Consider the following 21,364-nt stretch of genomic DNA (forward strand, 5'->3'; position numbering starts at 1 on the left):
GCCCCAAATTCATTGAAATATCTATTATATTACGCATTCTTTATTATTTTATTTACTAATAACACAATTGCACAGGAAGTTACAGAAATCCAAACTAAATATACAACTCATAACAAAGGGAAATTTTTTATTTCATGGGGAGGAAACAGAGACAGTTACTCCAAATCAGACATCACTTTTCGAGGTAAAGATTACAATTTTACTTTAGAAAATGTTCCAGCGCATGACAAACCAAAAGGTTGGCATGTTGATTATATTAATCCATCCAGAATGACTATACCACAGACTAATTTTAGAATGGGGTATTTTGTAAGCGATCATTATAGTGTTGCTATTGGTGTGGATCACATGAAATATGTGATGTCGCAAAATAAGGCTGTGGACATCAATGGGTATTATCCAAATCCCGGATCTTATGATGAGCTATTAGCTAATAATCAAGTGCTTTTGACTGAAGAATTTCTGAAATATGAGCATACCGATGGTTTGAATTATATAAATACTGAGTTTTCAAGACATGATGACATATCGTCAATATTCAAAATTGGAAATATTGATAAAATTCAAGTCAATTTAACTGAGGGAGTTGGTTTTGGTTTCTTATACCCTAAAACTAATACAACTTTATTGGGAAAAGAACGTCATGATGATTTCCATGTTTCAGGTTTTGGAACTTCTTTGAAAGCAGGACTAAATGTTACTTTTTTCAAACACTTTTATATTCAAGGAGAACTTAAAGGAGGTTACATCAACATGCAGGATATACGAACTACACAGAGCACCGAAGATAGTGCCTCACAAGATTTTTTCTTTTTTCAGAGGATAATTGCCGTGGGAGGGATTTTTAGAATTTAATTCATCCTGTATTAAAAATTAAATAAGCTGTCATTTTTGATGGCTTTTTTTTTGAATTTGATTTAAAAAAAAACTAAAATATATAAAATTAACAACTGTTTCATTATTTGATTTTTTTTCTTTTTTTTGAAATTTTAAATAGTTAAATTTAGCCATCGGATTTGCTTGTTTCAAGTTGGGTAATTTTAATAAATATAATTCCTTAAAATTATAAATGACCAAAAATAACACCGCCACTTCTTCTTTAAAAACAGACTATCACTTTGATAATTTTTTTAATATCTCAGCTGATTTCATATGTATTGCAGGATTTGATGGCTATTTTAGAAGAATAAATCCGGCTGTTTCAAAATTATTAGGCTTTACGGAAGAGGAATTATATTCTCGACCAATCAGCAGTTTTGTATACACAGCCGATCTCCAAATTACGATAGAAACCAGAGAACAAGTCTATAAAAACAAGCCTCTTTTGAATTTTGAAAACCGCTATTTAACTAAAAGCGGAGAAATTGTATGGTTATCATGGACCTCTATGCCTGTTGAGTCAGAGAAATTAGTTTATGCAATTGCCAAAAACATCACCCATAAAAAAAAAATGGAAGAGGAGCGCAATTTACTGATTGCAAATTTGACACAAATCAACAAAGAACTAACGGTTTTGTCTCATAAAACTTCGCATGATTTAAAGTCTCCCATAAATAACATGCTTTCTGTTTTTAACTTAATTGATGTTTCAAAAATCAATGATCCAGAAACGTTAGAGTTAGTAGAAATTCTTAAATTAACTAGTGAAAATTTAAAACAAACTTTAAATGATTCTATTGATCAATTAGTAGAAAACGAGAGTATCAATACTCAAATTGAAGAAATAAATTTAAATGAATCCCTTAGTGAAGTGCTTACTTCCATAAATTCTTTAGTTCGCGATTCAAAAGCAATTATTAACATTGACTTTTCAGCATTTGAGAATATTACTTTTAACAAAGCATACATCAAAAGTATTTTTTTGAATTTATTAACCAATTCAATTAAATATGCGAAACCACATCAAGTACCACTTATTACCATCGAATCCAGAAATGTCAATGGAGTCAACCAATTAGTATTCTCGGATGAAGGACTCGGTTTTGATATGGATAAAGTAAAAGATAAGATTTTTGGATTGTATCAAAAATTCCACAGTAACATTGACAGCAATGGCATTGGTCTCTATTTGGTCTACAATCACATCACCAGTTTAGGCGGAAGAATTGCCGTGGAGAGTAAAATAAATGAAGGTGCTACATTCATTATTTCTTTCAAATATTGAGAATGTAGCACCTTCAAGAATAAGTATGTTTCTATTTTGCAATACCGTTTTGATCCATCAAATAAAGTATAGAAGCCATAGCTGCTGCTCCTAGTTCTAACTCTCTTTTATTGACAGCATCAAAAGTGTCATTGGCAGCATGATGATAATCAAAATAACGCTGAGAATCCGGTTGCAATCCTACTTTTACGATGTGATTGGATTGTAACGGACCAATATCAACACCGGAATGTCCTTTTACAAATTTGTGAATTAAATAGGGTTCGAACATCGTTGCCCAACTACTAATCTTATTGAAGTTAGCTTCATCGGCTTCAATTGAAAAACCTCTTGGTGAGAACCCTCCCGAATCACTTTCTAAAGCAAAAATATGGTTTTCGTTGTTTTTATTGGACTGTGTTTCATATTCTTTTCCGCCTCGAACGCCGTTTTCTTCATTCATAAACAAAACCACACGCAACGTATTTTTAGGCTTGTACCCTATATTTTTGAAGATATTCAACACTTCCATACTTTGGACACATCCTGCGCCATCGTCATGAGAACCATCTCCAAGATCCCAAGAATCAAGGTGACCTCCAACTACCAATATTCTCTCAGGATGTTCAGAACCGGTCATTTCACCAACCACATTGTAGGATAAAACATCATCAAATGTCTGACACGATTGTTTCAAGTAAAAAGTTGCATTGGGATTGGTTTTCAAACTTTTACTCAAAATTTCGGCACCATTGGTACTAATGGCAGCAGCAGGAACGCGCTGCTCCTTGGTAATATCACCATAATTGGTAGCACCTGTGTGCGGAAAATCATCTAATCTTAAGTTCATTGAACGAACAATCACTGCCAAAGCACCCAGTTTTCCAGCCTCTCTAGCGCCTGATGATCTCTGGTCCACACAACCACTGTAAGCTTTAAATGTTTCTACAAACTCAGGATTCATGGGTCTGTTAAAGAAAATGATTTTACCTTTAACTTTTGCTTCTCCTAATGCTGTTAATTCCTCTAGACTCTTTACTTCCAATATTGGCGCTTGTATTCCCTTTTTTGGAGTGGCAACGGAACCCCCCAGAGCACAAATGGGGAACGTTATTTTTTGTTTCCCTACTTGTAAATAAGCGATTTCTTTTTCGCCTCTCACCCATTTTGGCACCATTACTTCTTGAAGGTACACTTTATCTAAACCTAGCGTTTCTAATTGTGCTTTGGCATATAAAACGGCTTTTTCTGCTCCTGTAGAACCTGATAATCGGGATCCTATTGTATTCGACAAATGGTCCAGCCAAGGATAACATTTGGCATTGGTCAGGGATGATTTGTAAATATCTTTTAACGCTTGTTCGTCTTTAGTTTGCGCGAATAAAGTGATTCCACCAAACAAAAGTGCTGCTAAAACAATTGATTTTTTCATAATAAATTTGGAACTTTTTAAGGTATTTTTCTTTATAATTTTGGTTTTGGTTGCTGTTGCAATTTCGCAATTCCTAACGAATAATTTATGTTAGATTCAAAAAAAATCCTGCAAGTTTAAAGCTCTTGCAGGATATCCTTATTCTTTTATCGGTTCGAAACTGATTGCTGTTCCTCCTCCTGGAGCTAAATTCAACTTAATTTTTGATTTGCTGGAAACTGTCATCGTGCTAATTTTATAAGCAATTGGATTATTTTTCCAATCGGCATTTTTAGCATCTTCATAAATGATCGCTTTGTATTTTTTCCCTTTGGTTAAGAAGTCTAACTTTATTTCTGATGATCTGGCATTCTCATCGGTAATAGCACCTAAAAACCAAGTTTCTTTTCCTTTTGTTTTTCTGGCAACTGTAACATAATCACCTGGTTCCGCTTCTAAATATTTACTTTCATCCCAATCCATTTCAACATCTTTGATAAACTGAAAAGCATCTGGATATTTCTCATAATTTTCTAATAAATCAGCCGCCATTTGCAGCGGAGAATACATCGTAACATACAAAGCCAGTTGTTTGGCTAAAGTCGTATGAACCTGCTCTGTTTTGTTTTTATCATAATAACTCATTTTGACTTCAAAAATTCCCGGCGTATAATCCATAGGTCCACCCAATTGTCTGGTAAATGGTAAAATAGTTTCGTGCGCTGGCGGGTTTCCAACACTCCAAGCATTAAATTCATTCCCACGAGCCGCTTCAGCAGCGATATAATTAGGATATGTTCTTCCAAAACCGGTTGGTCTTGATGATTCATGAGAGTTAATCATAATCTTATAATCAGCAGCGCGTTTAACCACAAAATTGAAATGATTCACCATAGATTGCCCGTCATGAAACTCCCCACGTGGAATAATTTTACCCACATAACCCGATTTTACTGCTGGATATTCGTATTTTTTCATCAAATCAAAAGCTCGATCCAAGTGTCTTTCGTAATTGCTGACAGATCCCGATGTTTCATGATGCATAATCATTTTGACATTTTTTTCTTTGGCGTAAGCCGAAAGAGCTGCAATATCAAAATCCGGATACGGCGTTGTAAAGTCAAAAACTTCCTCTTTCCAGTTTCCGTTCCAATCCTCCCAACCTACATTCCAGCCTTCTACCAATACGCCATCAAAACCGTTTTTTGCAGCAAAATCGATATATCGTTTCGTATTTTCGGTAGTAGCACCGTGCTTTCCTGACGCTTTTGGGGCATCTGCAAAATTAGTGGCGTTTTGAGAACCGGCATAATCCCAAGTAGATTTCCCTACGTGCATTTCCCACCAAATTCCAACATATTTCATGGGTTTAATCCAAGAAGTATCTTCTAATTTTGACGGTTCGTTTAGGTTCAGAATCATTTTAGAAGCCACAATATCTCTGGCATCATCGCTAATCATTATGGTTCTCCAAGGCGACACACAAGGCGTTTGCAAATAGGCTTTGTCACCAATGGCATTCGGAACTAATTCGGCTTTTAATTTATAATTTGTCACATCTGCATTTAGGTGCATCACTGGATAATTGACAACCGCCGCTTCAAAAATATTGAGATACAAACCTGATGGCGCTTTCATCATCAACGGTGTTTGAACCATGTATTTCCCTGGAATCGATTTTACTCCAATTCCGTTGTTCATATTAATTTTGCTATTATCAATTTCAGAAAACTTAGTTTCGTTGTATTCGTATTCATTGCTGTCGAAATCGCCTGGAAGCCAAAATACCTTATTATTTTCGATTAAATTGAATTGGGTAACCTCATCAGAAATGATAAAATAATTCAATTCCGCTTGTTTTGGAAAATCATATCTGAAAGCAACTCCTTCATCAAAAACTCTAAAGATGATATTCATTTTCACCTTAGTTTCCATGTTGATAAGCGAAACATTAAGTTCACTATATTGATTTTTAATACTGGATTGCTCCCCTAAAACTGGTTTCCAAGATTCGTTGAAGTTGGAAGTTTTTGAAGTCAGTATTTCAAAATTTGCGTCTAAAGCTGGTTTTTCCTTTAATTTTATACCCAAAGCACTTTCCAAAACGACCGCTTTGTTTTTGTAATTTACAGAATAAAAAGGTTGACCATTTGTCCCTAATTTGAAATTTAAGGCAATTTTACCCGATGGCGATTGAACGCTTTGGGCATTGCCAAAATTGAAAAGAAAGAGTAGAAAAAGAGAAAATAAATATTTCATTTTTGGATGATTTTTTTGAATTGATAAAAGTAAAGAAAATAGCTGTTTTTCACAGTATGACTTTTAATAAATACCATTTTTTTGTTAAAAAAAACCCTTCAGTATAAATACTGAAGGGCCGATCATAAATAAACAAACCAAATCTATTTAATCAACTCAAAACTAACTTTCATATCCGTATTCGAATCTGTACCTACAAAAACCTGGAAAGTACCAGATTCCGCCAAAAACTCTAAATCCGAATTATAAAATTTTAATTCTTCAACAGAAATTTCAAAAGTAACTGTCTGTTTTTCTCCATTTTTAAGGGCTACTTTTTGAAATCCTTTCAACTCTTTTAGCGGTCTTGTAACGGAACCCACTAAATCTCTTATGTACAACTGAACCACTTCTTTACCATCATAATTTCCTGTATTGATAACATCAACAGTCACTTTTACTTTTTCATTGAAATTCATTTTATCAGATGAAATTTTCAAATTTGAGTAATCGAATGTGGTATAACTCAATCCAAAACCAAACGGATATAAAGGTTCATTTCTTTCGTCGATATAGTTCGATCTGAATTTTTCGAACTTTCCTTCTTTATTCCCTAACGGTCTTCCCGTATTTTTTTGATTGTAATAAATAGGTACTTGACCAGCGCTTCTTGGAAAAGTAGCGGTTAATTTTCCGGAAGGGTTTTCATTTCCAAACAAAACGTCAGCAATAGCGCTTCCCGCTTCACTTCCTGCAAACCAAGTATTCAAAATAGCTGGAACTGTTTCGTTTTCTTGTACCAAAACCAATGGACGGCCTGTAAATAAAACCAAAACTACTGGTTTTCCTGTTTTCAATAAGGCTTGCAATAAGTCTTTTTGCGCTTGTGGAATCTCTAAGTTCGTTCTGCTACTGCTTTCTCCGGACATTTCTGCTGATTCTCCTAAAGCTGCTACAATCACATCGGATTGATTGGCAATTTTTAAGGCTTCCGCCAATAATTCTTCGGAAGTTCTGTTATCACGGTGTAAGGTTTTCCCAAACATAGTTGCTTTTTCTTCGAAAGCAGCATCATAATCCAAATTGCTCCCTTTGGCGTAAAGCACTTTAGTATCCTTCCCTGCCACTTCTTTGATCCCTGCAACTAATGAAATCGATTTATCCATATTAGTAGCCACACTCCAAGTTCCTGCCATATTTTCTTTGGCATCAGCCAATGGTCCGATTAAAGCAATCGTTCCTGATTTTTTCAAAGGAAGCAAGTGATTGTTATTTTTCAATAAAACCAAAGACTGTGCTGAAATTGCTCGTGCTTCGGCTCTGTGGTTTTTTGTAAAAATTTCTGTTTTCGCTCTATTTTCATCACAATATTTGTACGGATCATGGAACAATCCCAAATCATATTTCGCATTCAAAATAAGACGCGTTGCATTATCGATTTGTTCAATAGTTACTTTACCTTCTTCTACTGATTTTTTTAACGTTGTTAAGAAACCCTCGCCCACCATATCCATTTCAATTCCGGCATTCAAAGCCAAAGCAGAAACTGTTTGCAAATCTCCCATTCCGTGCTCAATCATTTCCGGAATTCCGGTGAAATCAGTCACGACAAAACCTTTAAATCCCCACTGCTTGCGCAACACATCCGTCATTAACCACTTATTTCCAGTAGCGGGAACTCCATCAATTTCATTGAAAGATGCCATTACTGAACCCACACCTGCATCAATAGCAGCTTTGTATGGCGGAAAATAATCGTTGTACATTTTAATTCGGCTCATATCAACCGTATTGTAATCACGTCCAGCTTCTGGTGCGCCGTACAAAGCAAAATGTTTCACACACGATAAGATGGTGTTGTTCTTTGACAAATCATTTTGTTGATACCCATTCACCATTGCTTTTGCAATTTCGCTTCCCAAAAACGGATCTTCACCCGAGCCTTCAGAAACTCTTCCCCAACGTGGATCGCGGGAAATATCTACCATAGGCGAGAATGTCCAGTTGATTCCATCGGCACTTGCTTCTTTGGCGGCGATTTGGGCAGAGCGTTCAATTAGTTTCATGTCCCAAGTAGCGGACAATCCTAGCGGAATAGGAAAAGTCGTTTCGTAACCGTGAATGACATCCATCCCAAAAAGTAACGGAATTTTCAAGCGGCTTTTTTCGACAGCAATTTTCTGTACTTCTTTTATTTTCTGAACTGATTTGATGTTGAATAAACCACCCACTTTTCCATCTTCGATATTCTTAGCCACATTAGAACTACTGGCTGCACCGGTAGTAATATCACCTGAAGTTGGTAAATTCAATTGTCCAATTTTCTCTTCCAAAGTCATTTTCGAAAGTAACTCTGTAACGAATTCTGTTTTCGGTTTAATTTTAACCTCCTTTTTAGATGTCTTTTTTTGGCTGTAGCCAAAAAGAGAAATTCCAAAAAGTAGTATGATCAATTTAATTTTCATTTTGTCTGTTTTTTATTTGTTTGAACATCCAATCATAAATTTCTTGGTTGTCATATACTCGTGACCAACTGTCGTGATTGGCATCATCAAAAATCGTCAGCGTCACATTAGTATTACAGGTTTTTAATTTTTTATACATCGCAATCGAATACTCTACATTCACGACATCATCCAGCAAACCATGAAAAATCCGAGTTGGAATGGTTGCGATTTTACAATTTTCAATCATAGGAATTCGATCTACATATCCTGCAATAAGAACCAAAGCGGCAAAAGTTTCAGGATGTGCAACGACTAAATTCCAAGCGCCCCAAGCTCCCATACTAAGACCTGTGAGATAAATTCTGCTACTATCAATATTATTCTCTTTCTGGATTTTAAGAATCAATCGGTAGAGCACTTCTTCATTCCAATATTCATTTTCCGGACATTGCGGTGCCAAAACATAAGCATCTAATTCGTGACTTTTCAAATACTTGAATGGTCCATGCTCTTTTACTTTTTCGATATCGGTTCCTTTTTCACCAGAACCATGAAGAAAAACAATCAGCGGCTTTTTATCTTTTGTATGCTTCGGAATATGTAAAGCAAAAGTTAATTCGCGTTTTTGAACGATTTCGGTTTTTAGGGTACCAATAACATCATTTTGTGAAAACGAATTCAACGATAGTAAAAAGGCCGTTGCAATAAATAGATATTTCATACACATTTAGAACTTATACTTACCCGAATGAAAGCCCAGGTTAATTAAACCTTTTTTTACCTCTGGTGCATTCATGAATAAATTCCATATTAAACCTGTACGATAGTTTTCTAACATCACCATTTCCGGTCCTTGGTCAATAGCTAAATATCGTTTAGTTGTCCATTGATAGTGCTGACTGTGTGCATCATAAAAGCCCGCAACTCCCCAAGTATCATTTTTATAATTCTCGTATAAATTTCGAATAAATGCTTTAGATTCATTTGGTGTGTACACAATTGAACTGATGGCAGCTGTAGGCGAAATGACACCTTTATCGTTACTTGGCATGTGCGCATCATACCCAACAGATCCATCTTCATTTCTTGAATACGAAGCTGTCAAACCCCAATAATAAGCTCCATATCCTTTATAACTTTTAGGATTAGCAATTGCATATAAATAGTTAATTTTAGTATGATTGGAATTCAAATCCCAATAATTGGCATATTTATCCGTTAACTGATTTGGGTCTAATCCTAAATAAGAATAATGAGCCCAAAATAATGGACCTCCGAATTCTTCAGCACCATTGTGTTTTAAAATCAATGGCAAATTGTATTTGGTTTTGGTTGAAACTATGCCTCCATTTCTTGCCCATCCTTCATGATAAGCTGCAGGAGTTATTGGGTGTGATGGCGAAGATGCTGCCATGACATACGTAATCAAACATTCATTATACCCTTCTAAGGCAAAATTCATATCCCAGTTGTAATTAGGAGACCAATGCCAATATAATTTATTCTGATTGTTTGTGTACCATTGCCAGTCAATCCCTTTCCAGAGTTCATCAAATTTTAGGCTGACAGCCTTTTCATCAGCTGTTCCGTTTTTGAGGTATTCCCTGACTACTATAAAACCGGCTGCCAAAAAAGAAGTTTCTACTAAATCTCCTCCATTATCTTTTATGCCAAAAGGTTTTACTTTACCAGTATTCCCATCAATCCAATGTGACCAAGCTCCATGAAAACGATCTGCGTTAGCAAGGAAATTGGCGATTTTATTCAATCTTTTGGTACCTTCATCCTTCGTCACATAGCCTCTAGACATACCTGAGACTATTGCCATCAATCCAAAACCGGAGCCTCCGGTTGTAACCACATGAGCATCATTTTCAGGATAAAAACCGTCAGGATGGAAGCGCTCTCTAGCCAAACCAGAATTTGGCTCTGCATATTCCCAAAAATAAGCGAAAGTCTGCTTCTGAACGAGATCTATAAGTTCCTCATCTGATACTTGTGTAATAGGAGTTTTTGCTTTATCACTTTCATTTGATTTATCATTATAGGAACTGCAACCGAGAAAAGTAAAAGCTATAAATAAAACTGAAATTTTAATCATCTTTTGATTTTTAAACAATTTAAGTTATTAGAAATAAATCTCCCTTCTACTCTTTTTTTTGCAGAAGGGAGATTATTATCATTTAATTATATCCCGGGTTTTGACTTGATAAACCAGCAGCTTGTCTAATAAAAGAATCCGGTATAGGAAATAGCTCGTTTTTACCTACAGTAAATGTTTTACCATCAACAGCAAATGCAGCGGCCGCTTGTCCTGTTCTAACTAAATCAAAGAACCGGTCGTGCTCAAAAGCCATTTCTACTCTTCTTTCTTTCCAGATTGCAGTTTTCACATCGCCTTGAGAAACAGCAGTTGTATTTGCTAATCCAGCTCTGTTTCTGATTTGGTTCAACAAAACAATAGCCGCGGGAGTTTGGTTTAATTCATTCAACGCTTCAGCTTTCATTAAAAGGACTTCGGCATATCTTAAATATTTAATATTTACATCTGTTTCCCATCCATCTGTAAATGCAGAAGAATATGCTTTGAAGTTGTATCTTTCATTTTCAACAGTAACTGGTACTACTCTACCATCGTATAAGGTCGTTCCTCTAAAAATGATTGTTGCATTTTTTCTCACATCCCCTACTTCATAAGCGTTTACTAAACTTTGAGATGGAGTATTGAATCCCCAACCCCATCCACCAGCACCACGAGCACCTTGAGTGGCTGAATACCCTTGAATCCCTTTTGCAGGAACTGAACCTACACCATTAATTTCAAAAATAGATTCATCACCGTTTTCTCCCCCTACTCTAAACATAGCGGCATAATCTGGAACAATGGAATAACCTGTAACCAAATTGCAATTGTCTACCACTTTTTGCCAGTTTTTTTGATATAAATTTACTTTAGCTAATAACGCATGAGCTGAACCTTTTGAAGCTCTTGCTTTTTCATTAGCTGAATAAACTGATTTAATGGGCAATACTGCAATCGCATCATTCAAATCGCTTTCTATAAAAGCATACACCTCAGCAGCAGTCTTACGAGTCAACAACATTATTTTATCCTGTTCAGATGTCGGATTTGGTAAATGATCTACAATAGGTACACCGCCATACGCTTTTACCAATGTAAAATACATAAATGCTCTTAAAAATTTAGCTTCCCCAATTAGCCTCGCTCGCAAACCTGCATCTGCTTTATCTAATTTAGGAATAATATTTAAAGCTTGATTGCATCTGTTAATTCCATCATAATTGGCATTAAAAGTACTTTCTACTGAAGGATTTGATGCGTTGTATGTTAATGCATCTAACACATCTTTATCACTTCCAGTGTCTCCAGGAGATGAACCTTTATCGGCATCGTCAGAAGTAATGCTCGAGAGTCCAATCCAACCAAAAGAGGTCATATCCCAATCTAAAAATTTACTGTAAATTGCAGTTACAAAAGTGGTTGCACCAGCGTCATTATTGAACAATTCAATATCTGCTGTAGAAATAGATTCTGTTTGGTTTACATCCAAATAATCATCAGCACATCCCGAAAAAAAGCAAGCGGATAACGCGAACATTGTTATATATATCTTTTTCATAATATTAAAATTTTAAATTAGCACCAATAACGAAAGATTTTAACGTAGGATAAGCATCCAACTCAATTCCTTGATTTCCGTAAGGATTACCATCTCCATTTAGTTCTGGAGAGAAACCTGAGAATTTTTGGGTGATAAATGGGTTTATTGCATTCATATATATTCTGCAATAGCTTAAAAATTGATTTTCCTTCATTGGAACTTTATAACCTAAAGTAATGTTATTGACTCTGAAGAAATCACCTGATTCTAAATAGTATGTAGAAGCAACTGGCACTTGATTGAATGGAGCTGGATTTGAAGCATTTGTATTGCTGGTACTCCAGAAGTCGATAGCTAATGATTGCTCTATATTTTCACCTGTAAAGCGTTGTGCTTTTTTACCATTGTAAACTTTTGCTCCACCTGTACCATATCCGTCAACAGAAAAATCGATGTTTTTATAGTTTAAACCCACTGATACTCCATAATTAGATTTTGGCAATATTGAGCCTCCATATTTTTTATCATTAGTTGCAGATAAGGCATCTTGCGTCACTTTTGCACCGCTGGCAGTATAATATAACATTTTACCATTTGCCGGATCTACACCAGCAAATTCATAGATATAAAAACTTCCTAGTGGCTGACCTACAGAGGTGCTATTAAGTAATTTAGTATCCTGACCGTTACCTAAATTACCTCCAATAATCGGAGAAATTTCAAAATCCTTTAAACCTGAAAGCTTATTTATATTTTTCGAATAATTCCCTCCAACCCAGTAACTCAAATTGTCTGTTAACTTATCATCCCAACGCAATGCAATTTCATACCCTTTATTGGATACTTCCCCTACATGTCCTGGTGTAGCTACAACAATTCCTGAAGTTGGATAAGGTCGCACATTCAAAATTACATTTGTTGTATTCTTTTCATAAACATCAAAAGATCCTTTTAACCTCCTATTCAATAATTCAAAATCTAAACCTACTGAAGTTTCTTCAGTAATTTCCCAAGAAAGACTTGGGTCTACTTGAGAATTGATTGTAGTTCCTTCATTTAGTATTGAACCTCCTAAATAACTTGAAAGTCCTGATGCATAAGCTTGATTGTTAAGCGGTACCGTTTGATTTCCTAATCTACCCCAACCTCCTCTTAGTTTCAATAAATCTATTCCTTTTACATTAGCCATAAATTCTTCTTTGGTAACAATCCATCCTAAACCAAAGGCAGGAAAAGTTCCCCAACGATAATCTTTAGCAAAATTAGATGAGCCATCACGTCTGATTGTTCCTGTAATTAAGTATCTATCCATTAACTTATATTGAAAACGACCAAAGTATGAAGCCAATCTAGTTTCATTAAACACTTCATCTCTATAACTGATTACGTTAGCTACATTATCAACACCTGCTAATGACCAATAATTAGAATTTGCATTGACATTCTTTCTTCTTATCGTCAATTTTTCTCTTGCTCCTTTAACTGATGTTTCGATACCTGCAGTTAGCTCAACATCATGAATATCATTAAATACCTTATTGTAGGTTAAATAATTTGATAAGTTCCAATTAAAATATTGCTCTCTTCCTTTAGTCAACTCATTAATATTCGTTGGTAGAGAATTTCCTGGACTTGGATCTCCAGCAATATCAATAGCTCTTGTATCTTCAAAATTATATTGCTTCCAAGAATAATATTCACCGTTAAACTGTGAAGTGAATTTTAATGATTTTACAATATCGTAATCTAATTTTAAACCTCCTTGTAAGCTTATGCTACGTTGTTCTTCATCATAAAAGTCTAATTGAGCAACTGGATTTCCAACATTATTAAAGGAAGAGCCACTCGTACTTGCAACACCATTTGTATCTACAAAGGAAACCCCGTATTGACCTGATGCAAAACGTACCGGAACGATAGGAGATTGTTTGTAAGCATTAGTAAAAGCACCTAATGGTTTTGGGCTTGAATTAGCTGATGTAAAACTAAAGTTTTGATTTATAGTCAATTTTTTAGAAATTTTATATTCGTTGTTATTTCTAAAAGTAAAACGACTGTAATCAAGACCGTTTAAAATTGCTTTTTCTTCATAATTCCCAATACTGAAAAAGTATTTTACACTCTCAGTTGCCCCAGAAATAGATGCATTATTTTGAGTGTATGATCCCGTTCTAGTAATAGCATCTAACCAATTTGTATTTACAGGCTGATTTTCAGAAAATGTTGTATTGTTCAAAGCAGCATTTGAATATCGTGCATAAGCTTCGCTTCCAGCCATTTTTACCGTTCTTAATGGTTTTCTAAAACCGGCAAAACTTTCAAATTCAACTAAAACCTTGTCGCCTTTACCCTTTTTAGTGGTAATAATGATAACACCGTTTGCTGCTCTTGTACCATAAATAGCTAAAGATGATGCATCTTTCAAAATCTCATAAGAGGTAATATCATTTGTATTTATATTATTGATATTATCAGTAGGCATTCCATCTACAACATACAAAGGAGTTCTTCCGCCTAAAGCAGTACCTAAACCTCTAATAATTACCGAAGGAGTGCTTCCTGGTAAGTCTGAAGAAACTACCTGAACTCCTGCTGCTTTACCTTGTATGGCTTGCGAAGCATTCAAAACCTTGGTTTTGGATATTTCTTCCGCTTTTAATGAAGTAATTGCGGTAGTGTTATCAATCTTTTTTCTGGTTCCATAACCAATAACAACCACTTCTTTTAATTCAGTGTCTTTGGATTCTTGTAAATTTATGTTCATCGGTGCTGCAGTTGCAGGTACTGATAAAGCATCAAAACCTACCATGCTAATTTTTAATACTTCGCCAACTTTAGCATTGATACTAAAATTACCTTCAAAATCGGTATCAGTTGAAGTTTTAGAATCAGCCGCGACTATCATGGCTCCTGGAATACCAATTCCACTTTTATCCAGTACTTTTCCCTTAATTACTTGTCCAGACATATATGCCGGAAGTAAAATGAGTGCTAAAAAGCTAAAAATAATATTTCTCATATATTAATGATTTGTTAAAGTTAGTGGAGCCAAAGTAAATAATTACAACGTTATAGTTACTAAAACAGAAATACTACATGAATACATCAAAACAATAAAATAAGATTCTAAATCTCGGTATAACTGCTAAAAATAACGGTTACGAGATACCGCACTACATCTATATGATGTAGTAATGATGTAGTGTTATTTCATAATAAATATGCTTAAATTATAAATTATCTATAAAAAAATAAAGCTATTTATATTGATAATAAAAATTTAGATAAATTCTCATCTTGAACAAGGTTTAGTTTCTTTCTTAATCGATAACGATGTAGTTCTACCCCTCTAAATGATATATTCATCATGGGAGCAATTTCTTTGGAGGAAAGATTCATTTTTAAGTAAATGCAAAGTTTAATATCTTTCGAAGTAAGATTGGGAAATTTTTTGAATAAGGTAATTATAAATTCATTATGAATTTGATTCAAATTTGTTTCAAACGTTTCCCATTCATGTTTGTTAACGGCATTGATTTTTATAGCTTTTTTAATTTCACTTTTCAATTTATTAAAATCCATATCGGAATCCAGAATACTTTGTATGTTTTCAATCATTTCACTTTGTTTCGCAATCGAAAGTGATTTGCCTGCAACCTCAGAAGATTTGGTTTGCAGTTCCAGTTCTAAAATGTGTTTTTCATACTCCTGAATATTCAATTCATTTTCGGCTTTCAATTCCATCTCGAGAATCTTCTTTTGATGTTTTAATTCTTCATCACGCAATTCCAGTTTCTGAATGTATCGCATTTTATTCCATTTGTAATACAAATAGAGTATTCCTCCAATCACAACTAGATAAAATAAAATCATCCAAAAAGATAAATACCATGGTTTAGCCACAATAAATTGGAAGTTGGAAATTTTATCATACGTAAGGCCGTCATGAAGGTAAACGGTAATCTCATTGGAACCACTATTTAAATTGTTCAAAACAATCAAACCTTCATTTACAGGAATAAATTCTTTGGTCCCATTTAATTTATAAAACAAATTAGGTCTTGTTGCGCCAAAAACACCTGATATTACATGTATGCGAAGCTCAGAATTGTACGGAATCTTTGAGTTCTTTTGAACCAAATTATTATTAACAAAAGCTTCTATACTTATGTTTGATGCTTTCTTGTTCGTATATTTTAATTGTAACGAAATAAAGCCATCATCTAGGTTTAACAGATAATTATCTTTGTTTTTGAAAACTTTTACATTGTCGTTAATGATTTTCCCTTTGTAATATTTCTCTTGAATAATATTGCGAATAAATTTATTATCATGTGCATAAATATTGTATAAAAGTCCTTCTTGAAGTATCAGAAAATGGTTTTCATCAATGGAAACTATGTTTGATACGTTTTTAAAATTAGTATTGAACAATTCATTTGCTTCCAATTGATTAGTAATTGAATTATAAGTGTACCAGGATTTATTAATTAAAAAAAGGATTTCATTTCTGAACTCAAATATTTTGACTCCAAAATCATTACTTATTTTACTGTGTTGGGTAACATTTTTGATATCGGTTGTTTCGTATGCATCATTATACAGAATTCGATACAAGCCTCTATTATTATCAGCAGCCCATATTTCATTTTTTCTGTTTTGCGCAACGTATTTAATCGGTTTCAATATTCCTTTTATAACTATCTTTTGATTCAAATCATTAGCATCATTGTAAATAATTACGCCGCTATATGTTGCTTGCAAATACGAATTATTAATATTGCTTTTGGCTAAATTCCAACCTCCGTTTATAGTACTTAATTTAGAGAATAATCCGTTTTCGTAAACAAAAGTACCTTCGTTATGGCCTATTAGGTATTTGTTATTTACTTTACTGATATCCCAGGCTTGTCCTTGCGTATTAGGAATCAACGAAAGTTCCTTGTCTTCGTATTTAAAAACACCATGATTCGAAGCCATTAAATAACCTTTTGAAGTACTCGCAATAGAATAAACGGAACCTAAAATACCTGAATTATCATAAAAAATAGAAATTGGAGAATTTACTTCGATATGAGCAATTCCGTTATCTAAACCCAACCACAAATCATTTTCTTTGTCCAATTCAATACTCAAAATTGAATTATTCATTAAAACATTATTGCGATTGATGTTTTTGTAAGCACCAGAATTCAAATCAAAAATATAAACTCCTTTATTTGCAGTTCCTATTATTAATTTATTGCTTTTAATGAATTTAGCAACATTGATATTAGCCGCTTTCAAAATATCATTTAATGAACTTTTCCAAGCACTTAATACTCCGTTTTCTTCCACATAAACTCCATTTTTTTTAGTGAAAAAATACGTTTTATTTTGGTGTTTTTGAATAGCGTGGATGACGTTATTCTCTAAAATAGACCATCCCTCTATCTTTTCAAATTTGGAATTATTCATTTTATAAATTCCTTTTTCTACCGAAGCCACTAATAAATCATTGCCAACGGGAAAACAATAGGAAACCAAAAAATCAAATTTACTTTTCTTAATTATCTTTCCATCATACTGAAAAAGACCGTTAAAAGACTGGAAATAAATTTTACCTTTAAATTTAAATATCTTCCAAACCTCCTCATTATCACTTTCATCAAAAACCTTAGTGGTATCAGAAATAGAAACATAAATCATCTTCCCATTTTTTCGATACCAGTAGCCAAATTCCTTATAGGAACCGGAATAAATCCTGTCGCCATCCACCATTATAGAACGAATTATGGTTTTGTTAGGCAGCGAATATTTTTCCCATTTTACACCATCGTACCGCAATAAATAATAATTATTGGCAAAATACATCGCATTATCATTGCCCTGCGCTACATTCCATATTTGATTATCTCCTTGATAATCAGATTTATTGTAATTTTCCACAAAAGGAAGTAACTCCTGCGAATACAATTGAAATGAGATAAGATAGAGTAGGAATATGGCTGTAATTCTTGCTTTCAAAATGTGGTGTTTAGTATCCAAATATAATTAGATTTATTAAATAAAATCTATAAAAAAAGCCTCTGAATTCAGAAGCTCCTTCGGGTTTTTTATTTTCTTAGTTTATCAGTAATTCAAAGACTTGATTGGCAATTTCAATCTCTTCATTAGTGGGAATAACTACTATTTTAGTTTTGGATTCCAAAGTATTGATTTCCCGAATTTCTTTCGAACGCATATCATTTTTAGAATCATCAAGTTCAATTCCAAAATACTCCATATCAGTACAAACTAATTTTCGCATGTAAGAAGAATTTTCTCCAATTCCAGCTGTAAAAATAATCGCATCCAAACCATTTAAAGCAGCTGTATAAGAACCTATATATTTCTTGATTCGGTACGCATTCATTGCCAATGCCATTTGACAATCTTTATTTCCTTGTCCGGCTTGAGATTCAATATCTCTTAAATCACTAAAACCGGTAAGTCCAAGCATTCCGCTTTGTTTTTGCAACATCGTGTTGACATCGGCAAGGGAATAACCCAATGAATTGACCATATAAAATATAACTGATTGATCGACATCTCCACTACGAGTTCCCATAATCAAACCATTCATTGGTCCAAAACCGAGTGTAGTATCGATACTTTTCCCATCTTTTATAGCCGCCATACTGCATCCATTACCTAAATGTATAGTGATAATTTTAGAGCTGTTTTGTAAAAACTTGATCGCTTTTTCAGAAACATATTTGTGGCTTGTACCGTGAAAACCGTAAACTCGAATTTTATTTTCGGTCAAAAGATAATTAGGCAAGGCATATTTATAAGCCACAACTGGAATTGTTTGGTGAAATGCCGTGTCAAAAACAGCTACTTGTTTAGCAGTGCCAAAGATTTCTTCCGCTACAATTATTCCTTCAAAATTAGCAGGATTGTGCAATGGTGCCAATTCAAAAAGTTGTTTTATTTTATCTTTTACCTTTTTGTTGATGATGGTGGTATCTGAAAAACCAGCACCTCCGTGAACAACACGATGACCAACAGCATCAATTTCGAGCGTGCTTTTAATCACACCTACTCTTTCATCCATCAATAAACGAGCGATTTTTTCTAACCCTATTTTATGATTGGGAATTGGCATCGATTCCTCAATTTTATTTTTTTGAGTTTCATAGCTCAAATTTGAAGTCTCTAATCCTATTCTGTCAATCATCCCAGAGCAAATAACTTCGCAAGAAGGCATGTCAATTAACTGGTATTTTATAGAAGAACTTCCTGAGTTTATTATTACTATTTTCATTTAAGTTTCATTAAAAGATTAAACAATTGAAGTATTAAAAGATTAATTTTAAAATCATTAAATATTTCAATCTTTAAATTAAAAAGCTATAATCCTTGTGCTTGAATCGCCGTAATCACGACTGTATTTATAATATCATCTACGGTACAACCGCGGCTTAAATCATTAACCGGCTTGTTCAATCCCTGTAACATCGGACCAATTGCTAATGCACCCGTTTCTCTTTGAACCGCTTTATAGGTATTATTTCCTGTATTTAAATCTGGAAAAATCAAAACGCTGGCTTGTCCTGCCACTTCTGAATTTGGCATTTTACTTTTACCAACGGCCATATCAACGGCAGCATCGTATTGAATAGGACCTTCGATTTTTAAATCTGGGCGTTTTTTTCTCACTATTTCAGTTGCAGTTCGCACTTTATCCACTTCATCTCCTTTTCCGGAAGAACCCGAAGAATACGAAAGCATAGCGATTTTTGGTTCAATACCAAAAGCTAAACTGGAATCCGCAGATGAAATGGCAATTTCTGCCAGTTGTTCCGCGGTAGGATTTGGATTAATGGCACAATCTCCAAAAACTGAAACTCTGTCCTCTAAACACATGAAAAATATTGAGGAAACCACTGATGAATTGGGTTTTGTTTTAATGAATTGCAACGCCGGTAAAATAGTATGTTGCGTAGTATGTGCAGCGCCAGAAACCATTCCGTCAGCATCTCCTTTGTAAACCATCATCGTTCCAAAATACGAAACATCTTCCATCAAATCTTTCGCCATTCCTAACGTAACATTTTTCGCTTTTCGCAACTCATAATACGTGTTTACGTAGTCGTCATAATGCTCGGATTCAATCGGATTAATGATTTGCACTTTGGAAAAATCAAAAAACAATCCTAATTCCGCAACCTTACTTTCTATTTGTTTCTTGTTGCCAATAATCGAAATATCCACTACATCCATTTCTAATAAACGGGAAGCTGCCATAATAATTCTATCGTCATTCCCTTCCGGCAGGACAATGTGTTTCCTGTGTTGTCTGGCTCTTTTAACCAAATTATACTGAAACATTTTTGGCGTCATTCCATCAGCCTCAAAAGTAATGAGCTTTTCAGCCAAGTTATCTAAGTCGACATATTTTTCGAAAGTAGTAATCGAAATTTCAATCTTCTGCTTGTTATTTGCATAAATTTTAGATTTAATGGATCCTATTTTATTGGTGATGAAATACGTCCCTTCTTCCACGGCAATAATTGGAACAATAGTCGAAAGTCCTTCAATCAATTTCAAAATACTAATCTCCGGCAAGATATTCCCTGTCAAAACAATTCCGGAAATAGTTGGATAATTCACGGATTCATTAGCTTGTAAAGCTCCTAAAATAATATCGGCTCTGTCTCCAGGAGTAATCACCAGGCTATTCTCTTTCAGATGCAACAAATAATTACACAATTGCATGGCGCCAACACTGAAATTTCCGGTTTGGTTGTTCAAGTGTGCCGAGCCAAATAAAACTTTAGCATCCAACTCCTTTACTATTTCCTGTACCGTCGGATTATTCAAATTATGGATTAAAGGAATCGTATTCACCATCACGCTATGAGGCAAACTTTTGCGTAAACCAGTAGTTACTATGTCTATATTTTCATGTTGTACTTTGTTAGATATTACGGCTAATACCTCCACGTCCTTCACTTTAAATGAATCGTAAGCAAGATACAAACTGTCCAATAATTCTTCCAGTGTTTTGCCTACTCCAGAACCAACAATAATCGTTGGGATTCCCAGATTTTTAGCAATAAGAACATTCATGTCTAATTCAATCACCGTTCCTTCCCCACTGAAACCAGTTCCTTCCACCAAAACAAAATCAAAACGCTCTTCTAATTTCTTATATTTTTCAATAATCAAATCGAGAACCTCTCCTATTTTTCCTTTGTTCTTCTTTTTGATTAATTTACTTTTTGTAATTGCGTAAGCGTCTTCAAATTGAATATCTAAACCAAAGTGACCTATCACAGTTTCAATGTGGTTATCAAATCCGCCTTCTTCAAAATCTTCAACAATGGGTCTAAAATAACCTACTTTGGCCATTTTGCCAATAAGCATACTCATCAATCCCAACGTAATAATCGACTTTCCACTATTTTGCTCGCTTGTTGCAATGTATATGGCCTTGTTCATCTATATATTTTTAAATTTAATTTCAAATCAATTG

The 21,364-nt window shown here is 34.4% G+C and carries 12 protein-coding genes; 2 read left to right on the plus strand and 10 right to left on the minus strand.

Going from position 1 to position 21,364, the window contains the following annotated elements; all coding sequences use genetic code 11:
• Positions 1-12: 12 nt before the first annotated feature.
• Together DR871_RS09035 and DR871_RS09040 are read left to right on the plus strand one after the other, a co-directional pair.
• Positions 13-855 (plus strand): hypothetical protein, encoded by an 843-nt coding sequence (locus tag DR871_RS09035; protein WP_113665587.1) that lies wholly within the window; start codon positions 13-15, stop codon positions 853-855.
• 214 nt (positions 856-1,069) lie between these two features.
• Positions 1,070-2,164 (plus strand): PAS domain-containing sensor histidine kinase, encoded by a 1,095-nt coding sequence (locus tag DR871_RS09040; RefSeq protein ID WP_113665585.1) that lies wholly within the window; start codon positions 1,070-1,072, stop codon positions 2,162-2,164.
• 31 nt (positions 2,165-2,195) lie between these two features.
• Here DR871_RS09040 and DR871_RS09045 read toward each other — a convergent pair whose 3' ends face one another.
• From DR871_RS09045 to pta, 10 genes are all read right to left on the minus strand, one after another.
• Positions 2,196-3,575: a M28 family peptidase gene (locus tag DR871_RS09045; protein WP_113665584.1), complete on the minus strand. Its 1,380-nt coding sequence runs from the start codon at positions 3,573-3,575 to the stop codon at positions 2,196-2,198.
• Between the two features lie 138 nt (positions 3,576-3,713).
• A complete protein-coding gene (locus DR871_RS09050; RefSeq protein ID WP_113665583.1) occupies positions 3,714-5,813 on the minus strand; it encodes a glycoside hydrolase family 97 protein in 2,100 nt (699 codons plus the stop codon).
• Positions 5,814-5,956: 143 nt separating this feature from the next.
• Positions 5,957-8,257, minus strand: a complete 2,301-nt coding sequence (gene bglX, locus DR871_RS09055; RefSeq protein ID WP_113665582.1) for a beta-glucosidase BglX — start codon at positions 8,255-8,257, stop codon at positions 5,957-5,959.
• Positions 8,247-8,960, minus strand: coding sequence for a carboxylesterase family protein (locus DR871_RS09060; protein ID WP_113665581.1), 714 nt, complete (start codon positions 8,958-8,960; stop codon positions 8,247-8,249). The genes bglX and DR871_RS09060 overlap by 11 nt, the downstream gene beginning before the upstream one ends.
• 6 nt (positions 8,961-8,966) lie before the next feature.
• Positions 8,967-10,340, minus strand: coding sequence for a glucoamylase family protein (locus DR871_RS09065; protein WP_113665580.1), 1,374 nt, complete (start codon positions 10,338-10,340; stop codon positions 8,967-8,969).
• Between the two features lie 82 nt (positions 10,341-10,422).
• Positions 10,423-11,880: a RagB/SusD family nutrient uptake outer membrane protein gene (locus DR871_RS09070; protein ID WP_113665579.1), complete on the minus strand. Its 1,458-nt coding sequence runs from the start codon at positions 11,878-11,880 to the stop codon at positions 10,423-10,425.
• A 4-nt stretch (positions 11,881-11,884) separates the two neighbouring features.
• The gene (locus DR871_RS09075; protein ID WP_113665578.1) at positions 11,885-14,881 is read right to left on the minus strand and encodes a SusC/RagA family TonB-linked outer membrane protein; all 2,997 of its coding nucleotides are present in this window, start codon (positions 14,879-14,881) and stop codon (positions 11,885-11,887) included.
• A 242-nt stretch (positions 14,882-15,123) separates the two neighbouring features.
• Complete coding sequence (locus DR871_RS09080; protein ID WP_242497091.1) at positions 15,124-17,868, minus strand: helix-turn-helix and ligand-binding sensor domain-containing protein; 2,745 nt, start codon at positions 17,866-17,868, stop codon at positions 15,124-15,126.
• Between the two features lie 97 nt (positions 17,869-17,965).
• Entirely contained in the window at positions 17,966-19,150 is a 1,185-nt protein-coding gene (locus DR871_RS09085; RefSeq protein WP_113665576.1) for an acetate/propionate family kinase, read from the minus strand.
• Between the two features lie 86 nt (positions 19,151-19,236).
• A complete protein-coding gene (gene pta, locus DR871_RS09090) occupies positions 19,237-21,330 on the minus strand; it encodes a phosphate acetyltransferase (RefSeq protein WP_113665575.1) in 2,094 nt (697 codons plus the stop codon).
• Positions 21,331-21,364 lie beyond the last annotated feature (34 nt).

It is taken from the genome of Flavobacterium petrolei, from assembly GCF_003314435.2.
Lineage (GTDB): Bacteria > Bacteroidota > Bacteroidia > Flavobacteriales > Flavobacteriaceae > Flavobacterium > Flavobacterium petrolei.

Coding starts and splice junctions, on each gene's coding strand:
- pta (WP_113665575.1), bottom strand. CDS start 21,330: ATGAACAAGGCCATATACATTGCAACAAGCGAGCAAAATAGTGGAAAG.
- DR871_RS09085 (WP_113665576.1), bottom strand. CDS start 19,150: ATGAAAATAGTAATAATAAACTCAGGAAGTTCTTCTATAAAATACCAG.
- DR871_RS09040 (WP_113665585.1), top strand. CDS start 1,070: ATGACCAAAAATAACACCGCCACTTCTTCTTTAAAAACAGACTATCAC.
- bglX (WP_113665582.1), bottom strand. CDS start 8,257: ATGAAAATTAAATTGATCATACTACTTTTTGGAATTTCTCTTTTTGGC.
- DR871_RS09075 (WP_113665578.1), bottom strand. CDS start 14,881: ATGAGAAATATTATTTTTAGCTTTTTAGCACTCATTTTACTTCCGGCA.
- DR871_RS09050 (WP_113665583.1), bottom strand. CDS start 5,813: ATGAAATATTTATTTTCTCTTTTTCTACTCTTTCTTTTCAATTTTGGC.
- DR871_RS09065 (WP_113665580.1), bottom strand. CDS start 10,340: ATGATTAAAATTTCAGTTTTATTTATAGCTTTTACTTTTCTCGGTTGC.
- DR871_RS09070 (WP_113665579.1), bottom strand. CDS start 11,880: ATGAAAAAGATATATATAACAATGTTCGCGTTATCCGCTTGCTTTTTT.
- DR871_RS09060 (WP_113665581.1), bottom strand. CDS start 8,960: ATGAAATATCTATTTATTGCAACGGCCTTTTTACTATCGTTGAATTCG.
- DR871_RS09045 (WP_113665584.1), bottom strand. CDS start 3,575: ATGAAAAAATCAATTGTTTTAGCAGCACTTTTGTTTGGTGGAATCACT.